Annotated in this window: 9 protein-coding genes; all 9 read right to left on the reverse strand. The window is 69.2% G+C overall.

The features are described from left to right. Nucleotides 1-10: 10 nt before the first annotated feature. The 9 genes from ACW4TU_RS32895 to ACW4TU_RS32935 all read right to left on the reverse strand — a co-directional run bounded on the left by ACW4TU_RS32895 (nt 11) and on the right by ACW4TU_RS32935 (nt 20,403). Complete coding sequence (locus ACW4TU_RS32895; protein WP_457419131.1) at nt 11-1,552, reverse strand: HsdM family class I SAM-dependent methyltransferase; 1,542 nt, start codon at nt 1,550-1,552, stop codon at nt 11-13. Beyond that, nucleotides 1,549-2,901, reverse strand: coding sequence for a restriction endonuclease subunit S (locus tag ACW4TU_RS32900; RefSeq protein ID WP_457419133.1), 1,353 nt, complete (start codon nt 2,899-2,901; stop codon nt 1,549-1,551). Before ACW4TU_RS32900 ends, ACW4TU_RS32895 begins: the two co-directional genes overlap by 4 nt. Beyond that, nucleotides 2,898-5,960 (reverse strand): DEAD/DEAH box helicase family protein, encoded by a 3,063-nt coding sequence (locus ACW4TU_RS32905; RefSeq protein WP_457419135.1) that lies wholly within the window; start codon nt 5,958-5,960, stop codon nt 2,898-2,900. Before ACW4TU_RS32905 ends, ACW4TU_RS32900 begins: the two co-directional genes overlap by 4 nt. A gap of 305 nt (nt 5,961-6,265) precedes the next feature. Beyond that, the gene (locus ACW4TU_RS32910) at nt 6,266-8,416 is read right to left on the reverse strand and encodes a DEAD/DEAH box helicase (protein WP_457419137.1); all 2,151 of its coding nucleotides are present in this window, start codon (nt 8,414-8,416) and stop codon (nt 6,266-6,268) included. Next, a complete protein-coding gene (brxD, locus tag ACW4TU_RS32915; protein WP_457419139.1) occupies nt 8,416-9,741 on the reverse strand; it encodes a BREX system ATP-binding protein BrxD in 1,326 nt (441 codons plus the stop codon). Before brxD ends, ACW4TU_RS32910 begins: the two co-directional genes overlap by 1 nt. Nucleotides 9,742-9,787: 46 nt before the next feature. Next, the gene (locus ACW4TU_RS32920) at nt 9,788-11,536 is read right to left on the reverse strand and encodes an AIPR family protein (RefSeq protein WP_457419141.1); all 1,749 of its coding nucleotides are present in this window, start codon (nt 11,534-11,536) and stop codon (nt 9,788-9,790) included. A gap of 40 nt (nt 11,537-11,576) precedes the next feature. Further along, nucleotides 11,577-14,477, reverse strand: coding sequence for a BREX-2 system phosphatase PglZ (gene pglZ, locus ACW4TU_RS32925; protein ID WP_457419143.1), 2,901 nt, complete (start codon nt 14,475-14,477; stop codon nt 11,577-11,579). Further along, a complete protein-coding gene (pglY, locus tag ACW4TU_RS32930; RefSeq protein ID WP_457419145.1) occupies nt 14,474-18,370 on the reverse strand; it encodes a BREX-2 system ATPase PglY in 3,897 nt (1,298 codons plus the stop codon). Before pglY ends, pglZ begins: the two co-directional genes overlap by 4 nt. Before the next feature lie 92 nt (nt 18,371-18,462). Further along, nucleotides 18,463-20,403: a DNA/RNA helicase domain-containing protein gene (locus ACW4TU_RS32935; protein WP_457419147.1), complete on the reverse strand. Its 1,941-nt coding sequence runs from the start codon at nt 20,401-20,403 to the stop codon at nt 18,463-18,465. Nucleotides 20,404-20,534: the final 131 nt, after the last annotated feature.

Below are 20,534 nucleotides of genomic sequence, written 5' to 3' on the forward strand. Positions count from 1 at the left end.
GTGGACGTGTTCATCGCGCAGAGTCCCGGCCTGCGCGGTCGTCGCGCAGGCCGGACGGCTGCAACGCCTCGGCGAGAGCGCTGAAGTCCGCGAGCGCCGAGCGGAGTTCTCTTGTGATCTCCTCGGCCAGGGTGTGCAGGTCGACCTCCGGTTCGGCGGCTGCGACGGTCTCCTCCCGAGGACCGATCAAGAGGTCCAGGTTGACGCCGTTCCGGCCGAGCAGTTCCGCCACCCCGAAGGACCGGAAGACGCTCGTCTCGACCCGCTCATGCCGGGGCCGCCCCGGCAGGTAGGCGGCCACGAAGTCGGCGAAGCCTGCGTCGATCGACGGCGCGGTCGAGGGGAGCGGGTGCCCGGAGCGCATGTCGTATACCCAGAGCCGGTGGGACGAAGGGCTGCCGTCCGACCGGGGAGCGGGCTTGTCGAAGAACAGGACGTTGGTCTTGACCCCTCTGGCGGGGAAGACGCCCGTGGGAAGCCTGAGCAGGGTGTGCAGATCGCAGGAGGTCAGCAGCCGTCGCCGGATCGTCGTCCCGGCTCCGCCTTCGAACAGGACGTTGTCGGGGACCACGACGGCTGCCCGGCCGTCGGTCTCCATCAGAGTGTGGACGTGCTGGAGGAAGTTCAGCTGTCTGCTGGAGGTTGTCGCCCAGAAGTCGGGCCGGGAGTGCGCGAAGTCGCCGACGGACTTGGCGTCGACTGTATCGACGACAGTGATCAGGGACGCTCTGTTGAACGGCGGAGTAGTCAGCACCAGCGATGCGCGCCGGGCCGGTGTGCGGGCCAGCGAGTCACCGACCGCGATACGGTCGTGGGCGCCGTCCGTCCGGGTCACGCCGTGCAGGACCAGATTCATCGTCGCGAGCCGTGCGGTGGCGTCGACCAGCTCGTTGCCGAAGATCGTGCCCTCGTTGAGCCGCGCACGCTGCGCCGCTGTTACACCGCGTGGGAAGTGGTCGATCAGGTACTGGAACGACTTGATCAGGAAGCCGCCCGTGCCGCAGGCAGGATCGATGATCGTGTCGTCGATAGTGGGCCGGACGCACTGGACGATCATGTCGATCAACGGCCGGGGGCTGAAGTACTGCCCGGCTCCTGTCCGCACGTCGTCCACCATGCGGGTCAGTAGTGCTTCGAAGACCGCGCCCCGGTCCAGGGCGCCCTCCGCCGACCAGTCGTGGTCATCGACCAGCTCGATCAGCCGACTGAGCTTGGCAGGGTCCCGTACCCGGTTCTGCGCTTTCCGGAAGACCAGACCGACGGTGCCCTGCAGGGTCCCGAGGCGGTCGAGGATCTGGTCATAACGCCCCAGCTGTTCCTGGCCACTGGCGTCGCGGAGTTCTTCCCACGCGTCGAAGCCGATCACGTCCACTGGGTTGAGCGGGCGCCGACGCTGATCGTGTGCCAGTTTGAGGAAGAGCACGAACGCGAGCTGTTCGACGTACTCCAGCGCCGAAACCCCGTCGTCGCGCAGGACGTTGGAGAAGGCCCAGAAAATCTTGACATCGTCCCGCTCCTGCACGGCGGGAGAGGAGGAAGCGCGTTGGTTCACAGCGGGGACTCCTGAGGCCTGAGCGGTCCGTCGGCGTGCGTCAGCCGACCGGTGAAGGCGTGCTCCTGGACAGTGAGCCGAAGTCGGTCGGCCAGCACCAGGGCTCGCTCGGCCGAGGCAACGGCGCTCTCGAGCTCCGCCGTGCGGTCCTCGACCAGCGTCACCAACTCCCGTTGCTCGGCAGGCGGGGGAAGGGGGACCGGCATCAGCCGGATCACGCCCAGGCCGATGGATGCCAGCCCCGTGCTCCGCGTCCCGTTGCGCTCGCACCACTGACGGCCGAAGCCGTTTGCGTGCCAGGCGAGCAGTTTCGGGTGCAGCAACTGGTCCCTGACCCGGACTCGGAAGACGTGGTTCTGGTGCACACAGTCGGACAGTTGCCCCTCCCAGATCCAGCCCCGGCCCAACTTGTCGAGGTCCCCGCCGCCGGTGAGCAGCACGTCACCCTGCTGCAGCTGGAGCGCCTGGGCCCGATCGGCTGGCAACCGCACCGTGGTCACTTCGTCCAGTGCCAAGCGGCCGCGTTGCACGTTGGAGACGCGTAGGAAGGGCACCTCCACGGCCAGCGGATCCCACTGCTTCCTGTTGTCCATGGCGGCCCCCCGCGCGACATCGGCGACGGCCTCGAGCCGAGTCCAGCGCCATCCGGCGGGGAGAGGCGGCAGAGCACCGTCGAATGTCCTGGCGGGAGGCAGCTCCGCCGACGCAAGGACCGTGTCGCCGCCGAGGCCGCCGAGGCCGCCCCGGGCCGTAATGAGGAGATTCAGCTCGGCAGCCCGGTCGACGGCCTTGCGGGTCCGGGCCGTTGCGGTGTCGATCAGAGTGAGGCGGTCCTCCAGTAGCCCTACGATCCGAAGCTGCTCGGCCATCCCCGGCAGCGGAAGCACGAAGTCCGCCAGCTCGCGCTGATTGAGCCGGTACATTCCTCCGCCGACCCGGCGGGCGGAGGCGTCGATCTGGCGCCGCATGACAGGTGAGTTCCACAGGTGGGCGAGGTAGCGGGCATCGACCACGGAGGGTTGCGCGCGGACCCGGATCATGGTGTCCGGGAAGGCAGTTGGGGTCGGGGGATCGTCCACCAGGGCGCCTTCGCCGACGAGTGCACGTGAGCCGCTGGCCCGGCTGACCAGCAGGTCACCGGGCTCGACCAGATGGTGAGCGGCTTCCTCAGCGGTCCAGTCACCGCTCTTCGACTCGGTGAAGTCCACGGTCAGTGGGCGCAGTGCGGTCTGCCGTAGCACCGGGAAGCCACCTTCACGGGCGCGCACGGAGCGGCCGTTGACCAGCCGGTTGCTCAGAATGTCCGCCAGCCGGGCCATCGTCCAGCCTGCGGGAAGCTCACGGTTCAAGCGAGTTCCCGATCCAGTTCGTGCAACAGGCCGACGGCGCGGTCCGTCCCGAACTCGCGGAGAAAGCCGTCCGTGCCGCCGCGTCCGGAGAAGGGCATGCCGTCGAGGTCCGCTGGATCGAACCGGGCACCGGTGGCGGCGAACTCGGCGATGTTCTCGATCCACCACAACTGGGTCGCAGTGAAATGTCCGGCCTGGTGTTTCTTGAACGTGTCGAGACGGCGATACACGGCCTCGGCGGCGGGCGTGTGCCGACCTACTGCCTTTGACCCCGACGGGGTCGGGCCGTGATAGAGGCGCAGCAGCAGGCCCCGCAGCTCCGGCAGTTCGGCGAGTGGGGCTGTCGCCTCCCGGGCGGCCGCGTCCACCGCATGCTCGCCACCTGTCGCGCGGACATGCGCCAAGTGATCGGCGTCGACCGTGGCGAGGAGCCCGCTCACGAGCTCTTCCAAGGACATGCCGGCCAGCGTCGTGACTGCGGCGCTGTCGGGCTCGGTCAGGACGGGGATGAGCCGGGCAAGTCGCAGACCGAGCTCGGCCGTCTCGTCCGGGCTCGTAGCGCCCTCCGCCGTACGGTCGAACAGGCGGGCCAGGGCGGCCCGGCCGGCGGAGCCGGCCGTGTCGGTCACGTTGACGAGTTGCCGACGGTGGTGACGGGTGGCTCCGACCGCATCGATGACCACGAACTGTGTCTTGGCGAACGCCTCTGGAGTGACGGCGCGGAGGTCTGCGGACGCGATGCGCTGAGCTCCTCGCCCCAGCAACTGTTCGTAGTAGGCGCTGGATCGCACGTCACGGAGGAGCAGGAAGCATTCGACCGCCCGCATGTCCGTCGAGCCGGAGATCAGGTCCACCACGACGGCGATCCGGAACTCCGGCGTCGTCCTGAAGTCCCTCAGGAGCTGGTCCGGATCGCCGCTCCGGAGGGTGATCTTCTGGCAGAACGCGGCGCCCGCTCCGAAAACGGTGCGGACTCTGTCCACGATTTCTTCGGCATGGTGGTCGTCGCGGGCGAAGACCACCGTCTTGGGAATCGCCCCCGCGCCGGCTCCCCTGCCCGGAAACAGCCTAGGGAGACTGTCCCGGAGAGCTGTCAGAACGACTGACAGGGCGTCGGACTCGAGGATCTGTGGCGCCCCGACCGGCCCGGCATAGGCCAGGTCCTCGTCCAGTAGCTCGTACCGGGTGCGCAGAGGGAGTTTGTCCTTGAGGTCGGTGTGCTCGTTCAGCGGGACGAGTACCGCTCGCCCGGGTGACTCGATCCGTGCCTGGTAGACGGAGTGGTCCACGACCAGGCCGTCGGCAATGGCCTGTTCGTAGGGGTATGCGCTGACCAGGTTGCCCTGGAAGAAGCCGTAGACCGGCGCGACCGGAGTAGCGGTGAAACCCAGAACGGGGGCGTCGAAGTACTCGAGGAGGGCGCGGCCCTCGCCGTAGATCCATTGGTGACATTCGTTGACGACGACGAGATCAAACGCATCGGGAGGAAGGGTCGCACTGTAAGTGACGTCAATCGGCGTGATGTCGGAGGGAGGGACGCGCTCGGCGGTCTCGAACGCCGAGACGCGATCGGATCCCGCGTCCGGGCCGGGTACACCCGCCAGCATGGCCGAGAGCCTCTGCACGGTCGTCACGGCAACCTTCGTCGACTGCGCCGGTCCTGCCGGGGGCAGTTCGTCGACGTTGTACAGGTCGGTGAAACGCCGTCCTCCGTCAGGGGCGGCGAACTGCTGGAACTGTGCGATCGCCTGCTGTGCCGGTGCTGCTCGATCGGCCACGAACAGGATGCGATGGGCCTTGGCGTACTTGAGCTGACGGTAGGCCGTGAGGACCCCGGTGAATGTCTTGCCCGTGCCGGTGGCCATCTGCACCAGGGCTCGCCGCTGCCCGGACCGGAGCGCTTGCTCGATGGCCCGCACTGCCCTGAGCTGTGCGGGACGGGGCTCTCCCGCAGTCGGCGACGGTGTGGTGAGGTCGGGCACGCGGGCGGCCAACCTGGCTCGGTAGGTCGGCGCCCCGGTGTCCGCCTCCGCCTCGCGCCGCCAACGGGCCACGGTGGCCGGCTGGTGGAAGCCGCTGACGAGCCGGGGCCGTGGCTCGGGATCGTGGTCGTCGAGGAAGAGTAGACGCTGCCCGTCGGTGACATACCGATAGGGCAGCGGGGCTCGCCAGACCGGCCACGGCGACGCATCCGCGACTGCTTCCGCCAGTGTCGTCACCTGGTCCATTGCCGCCGCGAGATCCGTGACGGCGCTCTTCCACTCGACGAGCCCCACCACCTGCCCACCGACCAGGAGGAGGTAGTCGACGCGTCGGTCACCGGTGAGGTACGGGTTCCGCACCGCACAACCCAGTGAACCGTTCACGTCCTCGTCATGACCCGACTCCAGAACGGTCCATCCCGCTCTGGCGAGACCGCGTTCGACCTGGGGCGCGATTCTGGTTTCCGCCAGCGGCTCGAGCGCCGCCTGGCGAGCGGCGACGATCAGCCGCTCACGCTCCGAGGCCGACACCTGCGTGGGCCGGGTTCGCTGCGCGAACTCCCGTTGCACCAAGGGAAGTTCCGGCTCCACCGAAGCCACTCGTTCCGCCAGGGCTCGGAGCACGCGGGCGTCGGTTCGGACGAACGGCATCGGCTCGCGGTCGCCGGTGCGGAGCCGGAAGAACCAGACGGCCAAGGCGAAGCATCGCTCGACGAGATGCGTTGCCACCGACTCGTCGGGCCGACCGGCCCCGCCGTCTGGGATCTGGCGTAGATCATTGAACGCGGCGAGCACTGGGGTGGGGAGCAGTCCGGTACGGGTCAGGACTCGCAGGCGCTCCAGTTGGCCAGTGGACGGCGGCCGTACACCGGCGAGACCGCAGAGCTCGGAGGCAAGAACCTCGCCGAACAGGCGCGCCGCCGACGTCGACTGGGCCGGGGCGTCGAACATGCGGGCCTCGGCCGAGGCGCCATGGAACATCAGCAACGGTTCGTGGGGGAGGAGGAAACCGAAGTTGGCAGAGGTGTCTGCCAGGTCTGCGAGCAGGCTCTCGGGCTCGCCCGGCTCTTGAGCCATGTCAGCCCCCCGTATCCCTCCCGCTTGGCGTCGTTCGTGCGCCGATCAAACGCCCCATGACCGATCACTCACCCTACCGCTCGTCACGTGCAGTCGGCATGGGCCGACTTGGACGGAACGCGCGGACGGTGACCGACCTCGTGCCTCCTTCAGCGGCGCCGAGGGGATCGGCGAATCTGTTTGCCAGTCAGCAGTACGAACCACCGCTCGACTTGGTTCGTAGAAAGGTGCGGTGCTTGCAGCGTCTGCATCATGCGCCAGGCCTTTGAACGCGGAGAGTGACAGAGGCTTGCTGGGAGCCACGCCTATCTCGTGGCGAAGCGCGTAGGTTTCGACAGCACAGCCCGTGCACCGTCGAAGTCGGCGAGCCTTGCAGACAAAGTGGCCACGGCCAGTCGCTGGGGGAGCGCTGCCGAAAACTTCAGACCGCGTACGGCCTTCTGGTCGACATCGGGGAGGACCAATGCGGGGCTGGCCTGCGCGGCATCAAGTGCCGCGCGCCACATCGCCGGGCTCAGATCCTCCCGAAGACGCAGGTAGCAGTCAGTCGGGCGCTGGACCGGGTCGGCGATCGACGACAGCGTTGCGCCGAGTGTCGCATTCGCTCGGTACCCCGCCCATGTCCACCAGCGGACGTCGTTGCCCTGCCGAGCCACCAGCGTCCCACCGGGGTGGACCAAGTGCGGCGCATCCTCGTCGCGCCATTCCTGGAGGCAGACCTCGGCTCGCCGGGTGAGGGAGACAGGTGGGTCCGCGCCCAGGAGGACATCCCGCATGGCGCGCGTCAGCGCGTACGACAGTCCGACGAGGGTGCCACCCGACCACTTGGCGACCCCGCCGCTCTCGACCGGCTCGACGAAGACCCGTTTCCGTCCCCAGTCGATGAACGTCACCTGCCAGCTGCGGCCGGCCAGTAGCAGCCGTCGTGGGCCTGGGCGTTCCTCGGTGAGTACTGAGGGATCCATCCGGCCGATCTCGGTGCGCCCGGACAGCACGGTGAACTGCGGTGGCGCGGTGAAAGAGGCGGTCAGCTCGATGAAGTGCCGTCGTCCGAAGCGGTGTTCGGCCTCAGGACCGATGAACAGCATGCCGCCGTCGGTGTCCAGGAAGCCCTGCTCCGTCAGGTGACGCAGGATGGGAGCGGCCGAAAGATCGAAGGGTGCGAGGCCGTTCCACTGTTCGGGCCAGAGCTGATCGCCCAGCCTGTGTTCCTGGAGGGTGGCGGCGAGCAACTGCTGGGCGACGAGGTGGCGCGGCTCGGGCGGTGGGACGACCGGTTCGACCCACCCGCGGCTCCAGAGGAGAAGGAGACCGGCAGCCTGCAGCAGGGAGTCCTTGTCTGTGGCCAGGAACAGACAGTTGCGGGTGCTCCCTGTGCGGCGCCCGGTGCGGCCGATCCGTTGGAGGAACGAGGCGACGGTGCCAGGAGAATCGATCTGGATGACGCGGTCCAGGTCGCCGACGTCGATGCCCAGTTCCAGGGTGGAGGTGGCGACGATGACGCAGTCCCGTGCCTCGGCGAAGGCCTCCTCGGACCGGGCCCGTTCGTCGGCCGAGAGCGAGGCGTGGGACAGGAACACCGTGACATCACGCGCCCGGAGCGCGGCACCCAGTTCCTCAACCTGCCGTCGGGAGTCGCAGAACACCAGTCGCTTCTCGCCCTTGTGCAGGACTGAGAGAACCTTGGCCGCATTGGAAAGGGAGCCCACGTAGTCGAGTTCGACGTCTCCTGGTGGCGGCCCGGTCGCGCCACTCGCGGTGCCCCCGCCGGGCGAGTGGCTCGTGTTGTCCGTGGCGACGACCCGTCCCGGGCGTCGGCCGGCGCCCGATCCCTGCAGCCAGGTGAGTAGTTCCTTCGGATTCCCGACCGTCGCCGACAGCCCGATCCGCTGAATCGGGCGCCCCGCGACCCGTTGCAGTCGCTCCAGCACCGCCAGCAGATGCCAGCCCCGGTCGTCGCCGGCGAACGCGTGGACCTCGTCGACGACGACGGCTCGGATCCCGCCCAGCAGGTGTGCGTGGTCCGTCTTCACCCCGATCAGCATCGCCTCCAGCGACTCGGGTGTCGTCAGAAGGATGTCGGGTCTCTCGGTACGGATGCGCTGGCGCTGGGACTCCTTCGTGTCCCCGTGCCACAGGGCCGCGCTGCGTCCGAGCCACTGCGCGTATCCGTCGACGCGGGTGACCAGGTTGTTGAGGAGAGCCTTGAGCGGGCACAGGTAGAGGACCGAAGTACCGGTCCAGCCCTGGGCGGACATGGCCGAGAGGACCGGCAGGCAGGCGGCCTCGGTCTTGCCGCCGGCCGTGGGCGCGAGCAGCACGGCGTCCTCACCGTCCATCACCGGATCGATCGAGGCCCGTTGCAGAGGCCGCAGGTCAGGCCAGCCCAGCGTGTTGACCACGTGATGCAGGATGACGGGATCGAGCCGGTCGACGGGGTCCGCGGCCGACGCCATCACAGCTCCAGGTCGATGTCGTCTGCCGACGACGATGCGGCGAGGTTCCGCTCGACGTCGGTGAGTTCACTGCTGCCCACCGTGAGCCGGTAGTGCTGCCGCGGGTCGAAGTCCGGGAACTGGTCGATACGGTCGAGGACGTCGCCCACCAGCTTCTTGAGGAAGAGCCGGGGCGCGACGCCCACCTTCCCGCCGAGGGCTCCGCCCACCGCACGGGCGAGATCGGCGATGTAGGCGTCGTCCGCCAGCGCTTTGATCCGGTCGGGGGAGTCAGCCCCGGACGCGTAGAGATCGCGGATGGTGATCCCGAGTCCGGTCAGCGACTCCAGGGTGAACCCGGACAGACGCAGCTGGACCGCCCGGGGGTTGTCGAACCGAGGATCGGTCGTGAAGTCGGTGGCGATCCGCTGGGCGAGCGGCGGAAGCCGCTGCACACCCTGCTGACCGTCGTAGAAGGCAGGCGTGCCGGTGATGACCAGGTACAGGCCGGGGAACCGCCCGGAGTGGACTTCGTCGATCAGTTGCCGCAGTGCGTTGAGCGCCTTGTCGCGGGCGTCCGACCGCACGCGCTGCAGGGTCTCCACCTCGTCCAGTACGACGAACAGCCCCCGGTGACCGGAGTCCCGCAGGACGGTGAGCAGCCCTTGCAGGAAGCCCAGGGCGCCGAAGTGGTCCAGGTCGCCGCGTACCCCCGCGGATCGCCGGGCCGCCGCCGCCACGTGGGGCTGGCCGCCGAGCCAGGCGAGGACGGAGGCCGCCGTCGCTTCGTCGCCCTCGGCCAGCGCGGACCGGTATCCGCGCAGTGCGGCAGCGAAGGACGGGGCGTGCCGCGACACCTCGGTCAGCCGGGCGGCCAGCAACTCCTCCACCGCGCCGCTCAGATCGTCCTCATCCGCTCCCGCGGCGAGGGCGTCCTCCTCCAGTGCGTAGAACCAGGCGTCCACCACGGGGCGGAGAGCGCTCGGTGGGAAGCTGGTGGTGGACAGCCGCTCGGTGAGGCGCCGGTAGACGGTCTCCAGCTTGTGCAGCGGGGTCTCCGTCTCCGAGACCTGGATCTCGGAGACCGCGAAGTTGCGCTGCTTGGCGCGCTCCCCGAGCCACCGGGTGAAGAACGTCTTGCCGGAACCGTACTCACCCCGCACGGCCTTGAAGACCGAGGCACCGGAGGCGACCGCGTCGAGTTCCGCGTCGAGCGCGGACTCGAAACGGTCGAGGCCGGTGGCGAGGAGATCCAGGCCGCTCTCGGGCACCGCACCGCGCCGGAGGGCGTCGAGGGCGGTACGCCGCCGGGCGGCGGAGACGGGAGAAGGGCGAGGACCGGTCACCGGCTCATTGTCCCATCCGCACCGCCCGGCGGATCGTGCTCCGAGATCACTTGCGGCGGAGGCTGCCGTATCCGAGGTTGGTCGTGAGGTAGGTGACGAACTCGCTGCTCTTCGCGGTCCTGTCGGGCCCCGACCGGCTCTCTCGCTGGAATGCGTCGAACTGCTCCTGGAGTGACGTCCACAGCGATTCGAGACGCGTAGAGGTCGGGAAGACGTCCTCCCGGGCGGCGTTGTTCAGGGCCTCCGGCTTGCTGAACACACGGCCCACGAGGTCTACGGCACCGAGCATGGCGAGGTGGAAGCGGAGGTTGGTCTGCAGTGAACGGACGGCGGGATCCGATGTCGACTGCAGAAACTCGTCGACCTGGCGTTGCACTCTGGCCAGCCACAGATAGACAGGGAGTTCCGTCTTGTCGGAGAAGACGCGGCGGTAGTCCGAGTCCGATTTCAGCAGGCTCGAGGGGCGGGCGCGCGCGTAGTCGGGCTGTCCCAGAGCCATGGCCATCACGGACTGTGCGAGCAGGGGGATGCTGACGATACGGTTGGCCGACTTGCCCTGGTTCCGGTAGAAGTTCTTGCGTCGGTCGTAGAACCAGTCGTGTTCGAGGAAGTACGACTCGATCTGCCGCTGGATGTCGTCCGTGGCCCGGAGTGAGGCGACCGGCACGCTCGTCTGCCGGTTGGTGGCGCGGATGACGGAGTCACGGGCCGCCTGGTCCACGGTGACGAGGATGCGCACCTGCACCAGCCTGTCGAAGACGGCGTCGGTGGGATCACTGGCATAGAGGTCGTTGAGCGTCTCGTGGAGCGTGTACGACGTCTGGAGACCGTTGACTATCTGCACGTCGGAGAGGCTGAGGCGCTTCCCGACCGAGGTCGCCTGTGAGCACACGATGGTGATGCCGTTGTTGAGCCACCAGAATTCGGGTGCCTCGGGGTTCTGGAGGGACGCTGTGATCTCCCGGTTCACCTCGACGTTTCCCTGGTAGTCGCGGACGTTCCAGTCGAAGATGTGGGACTTGATCGCCCCGGTCTCGTCGCTGAGGAAGTCGATGTACTCGCCGAGCGAGACGAGTGCGATGTGGCTGGTTCCGTGGGTGATGCTCTCCCGGTAGGGAAGCTCCAGGGTGTACGAGGGGAGGGTGCTGGCCCGCTTCCAGAGTTCCGAGGGGCCCAGGAACTCGACCTCGCCGGTGGAGACGGCGAAGGCGTTGGAGAACTGCGCCTCCAGGATCTTGGCCTTCGCCTGGACCTTGGGATGCACCTCGCTCGCCTCGCCGCGCGTCACGTATGAGAACTTGATCAGGACGGTCGGATGACGGCTGAGGAGCCGCAGCAGCGCTGTCCTGAACAACCTGAAGCGGGCGAGCAGGTCTTCGGTATACAGGATCCCGACGGTGGCCTCGTCGACCTCCATGTCAAGGAGGTTCGTGCAGGTGGACGCAACCTTGTCCAGTGCCACTTCGGAAAACCCGGAGCTTGTCTTGGCCTGGACGAGCCAGAGGGTCAGCTGGGTCCCCTGTTCCACGTTCGAGACGGCGGAGGTCTGCTGAAGGATCTCGCTGTCCTCGTGCAGGAGCCGACCACCGAGGAAGACGTATACCCCGTCGATGCCACCGTCGTTCGCCCCACCGATCACACCGGCTTCGATCTCCTCTTCCGAGAGACCGAAGCCGTGCAGCGCGTGTTCGCTCGCAAACCTTTCGAAGGCCGCGTCGAACGAGAGAGGGACGGCGCGGGCGTTGCGACGTTCCTCGATCATCTGGTTGATTAACACACGGTCGTTGGCGCTCATGGCTCCCGGCTCATCGGTGGTCTAAAGGCCTGATGGAACGTCAGGCCAGGTCGAACTGCATGCGGAGCAGGGAGAGATCGAGGCGGACGGTCCGACCGTCCGGCAGCGTCTCCAGGACCTGTACTCCGTCGTAGTTGAGCAGTTGGCGCAGGATGGCCGCGAACCCGTCGGCCCGAGTGGTCGGGTAGGACACGCGCTGGGCGAGGGCGGTCACCGGCAGAGTGCCTCCGGCGTCGAGCAGGGCCCGGATCGCTCCTTCCACCTTGTCCATCGGCGGCTTGCGCGCGAGCAGGCCGGTCTGACCCTGGAACGCCTCCGAGGCGAAGAGGCCCGAGACGAGGGTGTCGTCGGGACCGACAAGGGTGGCGGTCACCAGTGTCTCCTCGTCGTCGGACGCCGGGACCACGGCGACCTCGAACAACGAGTCGTGCGTACGGGCCAGGTGGGCCTGCGCCTTCGTCGGCTTCGGCCGCGTCGACCGCTTCGCGGTGGCCGCCGGGGCGGGTGAGAGGGTGGTGGGGCGCGGCGCGGGTTCCTCCACCAGCCACCAGGTCGGCCGCTGATCCCCCAACTCACGCCAGGCCGGGGGAGGGGGCGCCCCGAACGGCAGGAAGGCCAGCACGGGAATCGTGAACTCCGCCAGGGACGCCCCGCCGTGGTATCCGGCCTTGCGAGCCGTATACCGCGAGTCGGCGTCCCACAGGGCGACGATCGAGCCTCCCGGCTGCGGCGCGACCACTCGGGTGCCGTGCAGCGCGACCTCGGCGGGGCCCGTCTCGCCGCCCGGTGCGCGGTGCCGGGCGGACAGCGGCGAGCCGGTGTCCAGCTTCACCCCGTGCCGGTCGACGACATGCCCGTGGTCGCTGGTGACGACCACGGCCATCCCCTGCGAGGCGGCGATCCGCAGCAGGTCCGGAAGGCCGGGGATGTGCCCGGCCTGCCAGGCTCCGTCACCCAGCTTCTGCTCCTTGGCGAGCCGGTCGTCGATCGCGTTGAGGACGACCGCGACATGCGTACGGCCGTCCATGAGCGCCTCGGTGAGCGCGGGCCCGAACGTGTCCCCGGCGCTGTCGGCCCGCAGGTCGTCCTTGTGGAACACGGCCGCCGGCGCCCCGCCCCAGAGCGGGAGGGCGGGGAACAGCTGTGCCTCGTCGTTCTGCGATCCCTGCGTCAGCTTGCCCGCGAACAGCGAAGTACGGGACACGGAGGTGAGGGTGGGGAGAGCCGCGGCCATGGCACGGCGGCGCGGAGACTTTCCCTCCTCGGCCACCGGATCGAACTCGGCCCAGGACGCGCGCAGTTCCTCACCCAGCTCGGTGGCGATGGCCGCGCTCATCCCGTCCAGGACGATCAGCAGCACGCGCCGGTCGGTGCCCCGCACGACCGGCTTCACCACCCGCTCCAAAAACGTCTCCACGGTCAGCATCCGGCCGGGATCGGTGCCCGCCGCGGTCCAGGTCGCGAGGACGCCGGCGAAGTCGCGGTCGATCTCGTGCCGGCGTTCCCGTACACGCACGGCCAGTGCGTCGTAGGCGGACCTGAGCCGGTCGTCGGGGTCCCCGCCGGCCTCGATGTGTTCCAGGGCCCGGTCGACCCACGCGGTCTCGTCGACATGGCGCGTTATGGCCGCGCCGACGTGAGACGCCTCCACCGCCGGCTCGGTGGCCAGCCACTGGACGAGCCGCTGCGCCATGCGGGTCCGCTCGATCCGCGACTGGACCTCCGGTCCTTGCGCACGCCGGTGTTCGCTCAGAGAACGCACGGCCGTGTCGAGCGGTCCAGGTTCACCGGCTGCCAGGGCAGTCCCGACGGCGCTGAACCTGGCGTCCAGGCCTGCCGGCAGGAGGGGACTGGTCCTGGCGGCGGCTTCCGCGCCGAACTGGCGGACCAGCGACGACGCACGCTCCAGCACCGTGTCGCTGGTCCGGCGGGCCTCGCGGGCTCCTTCCGAGCCTGCGGCACCATCCCTGGCGGCTGCGGCGAGGAGCGTGCCGACGTAGTCCTCCGAGGCCCGGCCGAAGGCGGTCGCGATGGCGTCGAGCTGCTCGCCCCGCGCCGGGGGACGCTCCCCGAACCAGCGCTCCGCGCGACCGCGTGCCGTGTAGACGGTCGCGTCCGGTTCGGCATGGCACCACAGCGCGGCGCAGACGAGTCCGAAGGCCACCGCGTCCGGTCCGTGCTCGGCATCGACGAGGGCCAGAAGTGCCCGCCCAGCGAGTCCGGCCCGGTCGTCCTCGCCGAGGAACTGCGCCAGGCCGCCGCGTTCGGGGCCGCGCAGCGTCAGGAAGCGCTCCGGACGGCCCGGCAGCAGGGACCAGCCGAGCAGTGCGTGGGTGTCCAGCCGGTCGGCGGACGTGGTGTGGTCCTGACGGGCCGCCTCGTCCTCGTAGCTGCCCAGCCTCAGGCGCCGCAGCGCGAGCGCGGACAGTGCTGTGCCGCGCGACAGGATGCCGCCGCCCAGCCGGGGCCAGCCGCCCCTCGGCGGCGCGGCGTCCAGCAGGGCCTCCGCGGCCCACTTGTCGTCCCTGAGCCGTTGGTCGACCTGATGCGCTCCGAACGCGTCCCGCACCACGTCCCAGCTGTCCACCGTGTCGATGCGCTTCTTGTGAGCGCGGGCCAGGATGGCGGGGTCGAGCTCGTTCTGTTCGCGGTCGGTCAGGACGACGAGCAGGGCGGGACTGGCCGCCGTGCCCGACAGGTGGCCGAGCAGCAGCTCGTGCACGGCGAGCGGGGAAGGCGCCGCCGCGATCCGGGCCGACAGCCCGTCGCCCCAGGCGTGTTCGGCGGGCCCGTCCCACTGTGGCGACGAGCGCAGCAGCACGGCCCGCCGCTGGTCCCGGCCCGCGAGGACGTCGGCGAGTGAACTCTGGGCCGACAGGTACTGGGTGATGGTCGCGAGGTTCAGCCGCACCGCCACCGTGCTGGTCGTCGCCGTGCTCATCCTTCGACGACCCGCCAAGTGAACGTGACCTCGGTACCGGGTTCGAGGGTCGCCAACTCCGCGATCTCGGCCTGGAGTTCGGCCACCGCCTTTGCCGCGGTCGTGCGTCCGCCGCCGGAGCGCTTCACCCGCCCGGGGGTGGACGGGCCCGGACTCGGCGTTTGCTCGGGGACCTGCGGGTGACTTGTCGGCCTGTCGAGCGGCACGTCATTGGGGCCCGGGGCCGGGGCTGGGGGAGCGGGCGGCGGAGTCTGCGTCGCGCGGTTGCGCTTCACCAGCGCCAGCACCTCGCGCTGCGTCCGGGCCAGCGCCTCCTTCAGGTCGTTGGTCCGCTGGTCGCTCTGCGCGGCGTTGCGCAGGGACTCCAGCAGCGCCTCTCCCTCCGGACCTTCCGAGGTGGCCAGGTCGAGGGTGGTCCAGGACGCCGAGTCCAGCGCCTGCGCCACCGCACGGGCCTGCTTGACCGAGGTCCCGAACCGGTCCGCGCCGACGGCGCCGAAGTCGAAGGCGGCCAGAGCCTCAACGGTCTTCCGGGCTCCGGCGGCACCCTGACCGGCCGAGCGCGTCAGCGCCTGGAGCAGTTCGACGGCCCGCCGCGCGAGCGCGAGGCGCCCGCCCTCGGCGGTCTCGTCGAGGCGGAGGAAGCCGACGTGCCGCTCCAGCTGGGTCACCAGCTCACGGGCCGCCTCCTGGTGGGCGCCCGCCTGCTGGGCGATCTGCCGGGCGAGCTGGTTGACCATCCGGCCACGCCGCAGTGTGGGAGCCGGCTCACCGAAGATCGCGGTGAACCGCTGACGGGCGGCCGACCAGTCCTCCTCCGAGGGCAGCGGCTGGCTGCGCAGCGCGTCATGGTCCTTGATCTCGTTCAGCGCGGGCGCCGGGTCGAGAGGGGTACCCGCGCGCACCCACACCCGGTCGTCCATCTCGGCGAACGAGGCCACCACGAGCCGGGCGAGGAAGCCGGGCAGGCCGCGCGGTGTCGGCCGGTCCGTCCAGTCGGTGAGGGTGATCAGGCTGAGGTCGCCGGTCACGCCCTGCCCGCTGGCGAGCTGTCGGAAGTGGTCCGCCCAGTACTGCGACAGCTCGAAGTACGCCTCCTTCTGCAGCCCCAGCCGCAGCGGAGTGGCCACCCGCCGCATCAGGTTCCGGTCGGGGGCGGGGACTTCGGCGCGTCCGTCGCGGGCCTCGGCGGCGGCCCGGACGTGCGCGAACACCTTCCTGGCGTCGGCAGGCTTGACGACGGTGCCGTTGCTTTCGGGGTCGAGGTTCGGGTGGTCCGGGTACTGGCTCGCGAGGAGCTTGCCGGCGATGTGCCGGATGCCGTCCCGCAGCGACTGTCCGAAGGACAGGACCAGTCCCTCGACCTCGCGCAGCGACTCGAGATGGTCGCCGAAGCCGAGTTCCACGTCGGTGGCCTTCTTGTCCGCCAGGCCGTACGCCTGCTTGAACGCCGCCTTCACGTTCTTGAGCAGCGACTCCCGCTGGGTCTCCAGAAGCCCCTTGGCCCGCGCCCGGTTGTCGGGGCTCAGATGGCCCGCGTACTGGCCGTCGAACCGCTGGCTGTCGGACAGGGCCTTGTCGATGACGACGAGGCGGCGGAAGTCGGCGTACCGCTGGCTGGAGAGGTGGGTCGGCAGCCACGCGATGCTGCGGGACGGCTCGCCCTGCCGCTCACGCAGCCGCTGCATGCGGTTGGCATCCTCACGGGGGCCCCACTCGCTTTCGTCGAAGGGGAGGTCGATCACGATCCGCCAGTGCCCGTCCTGCTGGGGCATCAGGTCGTGGTCCGGCAGCGCGTCCTCGTCGGCGACATTGCCGAACACCACCTCGACACTGCGCTCGGTGCCCCGCCACGCGAAGCGCAGCTCGTTGATCAACTGCGACTGGTCGATGCCGAGTTCCTCGACGAGGACCCGCTTGGCGAGGGCCTCGCGGTTGCCGGGGTTGTCGTTGACGTTGGCGTTGGCGATCACCGAGTCGACGTCGACGCCGGACAGTTCGAGCCGGACGCCCGGGTTGGCCTCGGTGCCGGTCTCCTTGATCTCGGGGAAGCGGCCGGCCCACTCGGCGACCTTGTTCTTCAGGATGCCGTACTCGCGGCCCGGGATCGGGGCGACCACCGAGCCGTAGTTGAGCGCGGACAGACGGCGGATTGTCAGGTCGGACAGGGCCGGGACACTTGGGGCGAGCGCCGACAGCAGCAGCGTGCCCACGATGCGGTTGTCCCCCGTGAACTGCTTGAGCCGGTTGCGCAGGTCCGGGTCGGTGATGCTGTCGGGCCGGTGGACGTACTGCTCGATGACCTCCTCCGACACGTTGTACGTGAGGATGAGGTACGGCCGCAGCTTCGTCCGGTACAGCTTGTCGGCCGCCTCGAAGACGACTTTCAGGCTGTCGGTGAACGGCTTGTCGCCGCCCGCCGTGATCAGCGGGTACAGGTCACCGACCGGGATCAGGTCGCCCAGCCGCAGCTCGGCCCGGTGGTCGGCGAGCAGTTGCCCCATCAGCTTCATGCCGGTCCGGTTGCGCTGGAGAGCGGACGACACGTGTACGAGGGTGTCCATGAATGCCGGCGAGAACGGGTACGTCAGCCGGAAGCTCTGCTCGTCCGCGCCGACACCGTCGGCACCCCGGTCGGAGCCCAGGAGGGTGTCCCACACCTCCTGGCGGATCCTGCGGGTCTTCTCGAACTCGGCGTCGACGAGGGCGGCGGACTCGTCGTCCTTGGGCTTGAGGAGGCGGGCATGGGCGACCTCGGGGAGGTTGCGGTCCTCCAGCGTGATCTTGTCGAACCGGCCCGAGGCGAGGTTGAGCGTGTCCTGGATGGACGCCTCGGCCGCCCCCGACACCTCCTCGCCGACCAGTTCGCGCAGATCGCGCTGACGGGCGATGAACGAGACCACCGGCACGGCACGGCGGGCGTCGCCGCCCTCCACGAAGTTCGTGATCTTGCCGGCTTCCCGGGCGACGAACTTCTGGTCGTGGATGAGGGTCGCGAGCCACAGGATCAGCTCGTCCATGAAGAGGATCAGCCCGTCGTAACCGAGCGCCTTGGCATGCTCGGCGATCACGGACAGACCGGCGTCGAGCGAGACGAACCCGTGCTCGTCCTCGGCGGCGTTCCTCGCGAAGCCCGGCAGCAGGTGTGTGCTCGCGTCCTGCACCAGCCGCGCCCGCAACTCGGCGGGCGTCGACGGGCTGACCAGGTTGAGCGCCTGGCCGCCCTCGTGGACCTCCTCGGCGCCGAGGGCGGTGTCGAGCAGTTGGGGCGTCCAGCCGAACGCCTCGCCCCACTCGTCCTCCTCGTCGGCCGTACCGTCGCCGCCGTCCAGCGAGGTGAGACCGCCGATCACCGCCTGGTCGCCCAGCCGGGACCGCATCGCCCGGATGTCCGCGAACAGGGAGTCCGTCCGGTAGACCTGCGGCGTCGGAGCCTCGGGGTGCAGCTTCTTGACGTGACTGACGTACCCGCCGAGGACCCGCTGCTCCAGGGCCTTCGCCCCGAGCATGTGGTACGGCACGAGCAGGAACCGCTTCCCCTCCGTGCCGAGCCACTCGTGCTTGGTCAGCACCGGGTCCAGGTCCGCCCGCCCACGGGCCGCCGGGGCCCCGCTGAGCAGCGCGTGCAGCACCGCCATGAAGTGCGACTTACCGGAACCGAACGACCCGTGCAGGTAGGACGCCTTCGACGTGTGCCCGTCGAGCGCGGACCGGATCAGCCCGAGCGCCTCGTCGAAGTTCTCCAGCAGCCGCTCCGTGACCACGTAGTCCCGCAGCGCGCGCTCGGCGCCTTCCGGGGTCGTCGCCTCCGAGAGCTGGAGGACGAAGTCCGACGTGGAGATGGACTCCTTGATGTCAATGACATCGCGGAGCAGGGGCGGCTGCTGGACCATGAAGGATCACTCTCCGACGGGCGGCTGCGCGGGCTCATTCGATCGTATGGCGTACCACTGACAACGGAAGACCACTTTTCGCACACGCGCGACTACACGAGGGCGGGCGCCTCCACGCCGGATGCCGGATGCACGAGTGAGCGCAGCTTGTCGCGCGTCTCCGGGTCCGTCGAGTAGATGATCGTCCCGACCATGCCCCGGGTCAGCAGCACCTTGTAGGTGTTGCGGATCAGCCGGTCGATCTCGCTGTCCGGCGTCGTCTTCGTGAAGATCGGGTCCTTCGACGCCGCCCGGTCCACGACCCAGCGGTCCGTACGCCACACCAGGTCCGGGCCGATGATCACGCCCGACCAGTCGTACTCGAAGCCCTGCGCGGTGTAGACGCAGCCGACCTGCCCGAAACCGGCCGCTTCGGTGGCCCACAGGGGCGCGGGCGGCGCACCGAGGACGGACCGGTCGCCGTACACGTTCCAGGGCCGCGCCCACTGACCGATGACGACGTCCGTGGGCAGCTCGGTCATGTCCGGGGTGACCTTGGTGGTCCACTTCCAGCAGTAGCCGGCGGAGATCCGCGCGCTGTAGTCGTCCGCCCGGCGGGCGACGAGGAAGTCCTCCAGCTCCTGCGCGCTCTCGGCGGTCCGCAGCTTCAGCTTGCCGTCCGGCTCCCACGAGGTGGGCGTGCCACCCTCCAGCCCGAGCAGGTCGACGACCCACTTCTCGTACGCGTCACTGCCGCCGCACCGGAACTGCCCGTCCAGTTCTACGACCGTGCAGTCGAGGCCCTGCTCGGCGGCGGCCCGCTGGATCTCCTCCTTGGTCCCCATCTCGCCGGGCCGCACCACCTGGTGCTGGTCGAGCAGGAACACGGGCACCCGGGCGGCGTCGATCAGCTCGGCCACCTGGGGGCGGCCGGTGCGCAGTTCCGCCTTGGTGTAGCGGTTGGCGGAGGTTTTACGCAGCCGGTGGGCCTCGTCGCAGATCAGCACGTCGATGTCGTTCGGCTCGGCGTCCATGAAGCTGTTGAAGTACTTGAACAACTCCCGCACGACGGGCATACGCGTCCCGGCGACCTTGCGCATGGTCTTGGTGAACGACGCGGACCCGGTGGCGTGATAGGCGGTCACCCCGCGCCGGTACAGGTCCCCCAGGATCGACAGCGCGACGACGCTCTTGCCGGAACCGGGGCCGCCAGTCACGACGACGACCTGCTTGTGGTTGGACTGCTTCGCCTTGCGTACGGCGGACATCACCATCTCGTAGGCGACCCGCTGCTCGGCGAGGAGGACGAACTGCTCACGGTCGCGGATCTCCGCCGCCGCGACGGCCATCAGCTGCTTGGACGGCCGGATCTTGCCGCTCAGCAGTGCGTCCGCAGCCTCCGCACCCGGCTTGGCAGCGAGCCGCGAACGCAGGAAGTCGAGGAAGGCACCGCGCTGTTCACCCGTGTACATCCGGCCGTGCTGGTCCTCGTCGACGCCCCGCAGACCTGCGATACGGGCTTCGGTGGCGTTGTGCAGAAACGCCACCCCGGCGAGGGCCTCCGGCATCCGTTCCAGCGCGCCGTTGAACGACAGCAGGTACTCGCAGTAGCCCCGGACCTGCTCGATCGGGTTGAGCACGGCGTTCGGGTAGGCGTCGAGCCGGCACAGCAGCGGCTCGTCCTCGTCCGGGCGGGCCTCGCTCCACTGCTTGAGTTCGACGATGACGTACGACGGTTCGCCCGTGGTGGGGTGCACGCCCGCGAGGACGGCGTCGGCGCGCTTGCTGGTGAGGGGCAGGCTGTACTCGATGAGGACCTCGACATCGCCGAGTCCGGCATCCAGGAGGGCGTTGACAAGAGCCGGGAGGCTGCGTTCCCAGGACCTGATCTCCGACTGCCCGGCCTTCCGGCCGTGCAGGTGACGGAAGTTCTCGGTCAGATGCAGCGCCAGCGACCCTTCGAGGATGCGGGCGGCCACGGACGCCGCGGACTCACGGAACAGCAAGGAAATGCCCCCATGCAGCACGAAGAAGACTCGTGCGGGTGGGGGCATGTCCTTGGAGATCCGCCGTGCGCTCTCGCGAGGCGGATCAGGAAGCCCGTCGGGCCGCTGAGATTGGTTCTCGTCATCCTAGGTGAGGGTGTTGATCACGGGGAGGGGATCAGTACGGAGTCGGCCATAAC

The sequence above is a fragment of the Streptomyces kryoterrae genome, assembly GCF_054072135.1.

Bases quoted from the DNA above. Each gene is read 5' to 3' on its own strand.
- ACW4TU_RS32920 (WP_457419141.1), bottom strand. From the start codon at position 11,536: ATGAGCGCCAACGACCGTGTGTTAATCAACCAGATGATCGAGGAACGT.
- pglY (WP_457419145.1), bottom strand. From the start codon at position 18,370: ATGGTCCAGCAGCCGCCCCTGCTCCGCGATGTCATTGACATCAAGGAG.
- ACW4TU_RS32935 (WP_457419147.1), bottom strand. From the start codon at position 20,403: ATGCCCCCACCCGCACGAGTCTTCTTCGTGCTGCATGGGGGCATTTCC.
- ACW4TU_RS32905 (WP_457419135.1), bottom strand. From the start codon at position 5,960: ATGGCTCAAGAGCCGGGCGAGCCCGAGAGCCTGCTCGCAGACCTGGCA.
- pglZ (WP_457419143.1), bottom strand. From the start codon at position 14,477: ATGAGCACGGCGACGACCAGCACGGTGGCGGTGCGGCTGAACCTCGCG.
- ACW4TU_RS32910 (WP_457419137.1), bottom strand. From the start codon at position 8,416: ATGGCGTCGGCCGCGGACCCCGTCGACCGGCTCGATCCCGTCATCCTG.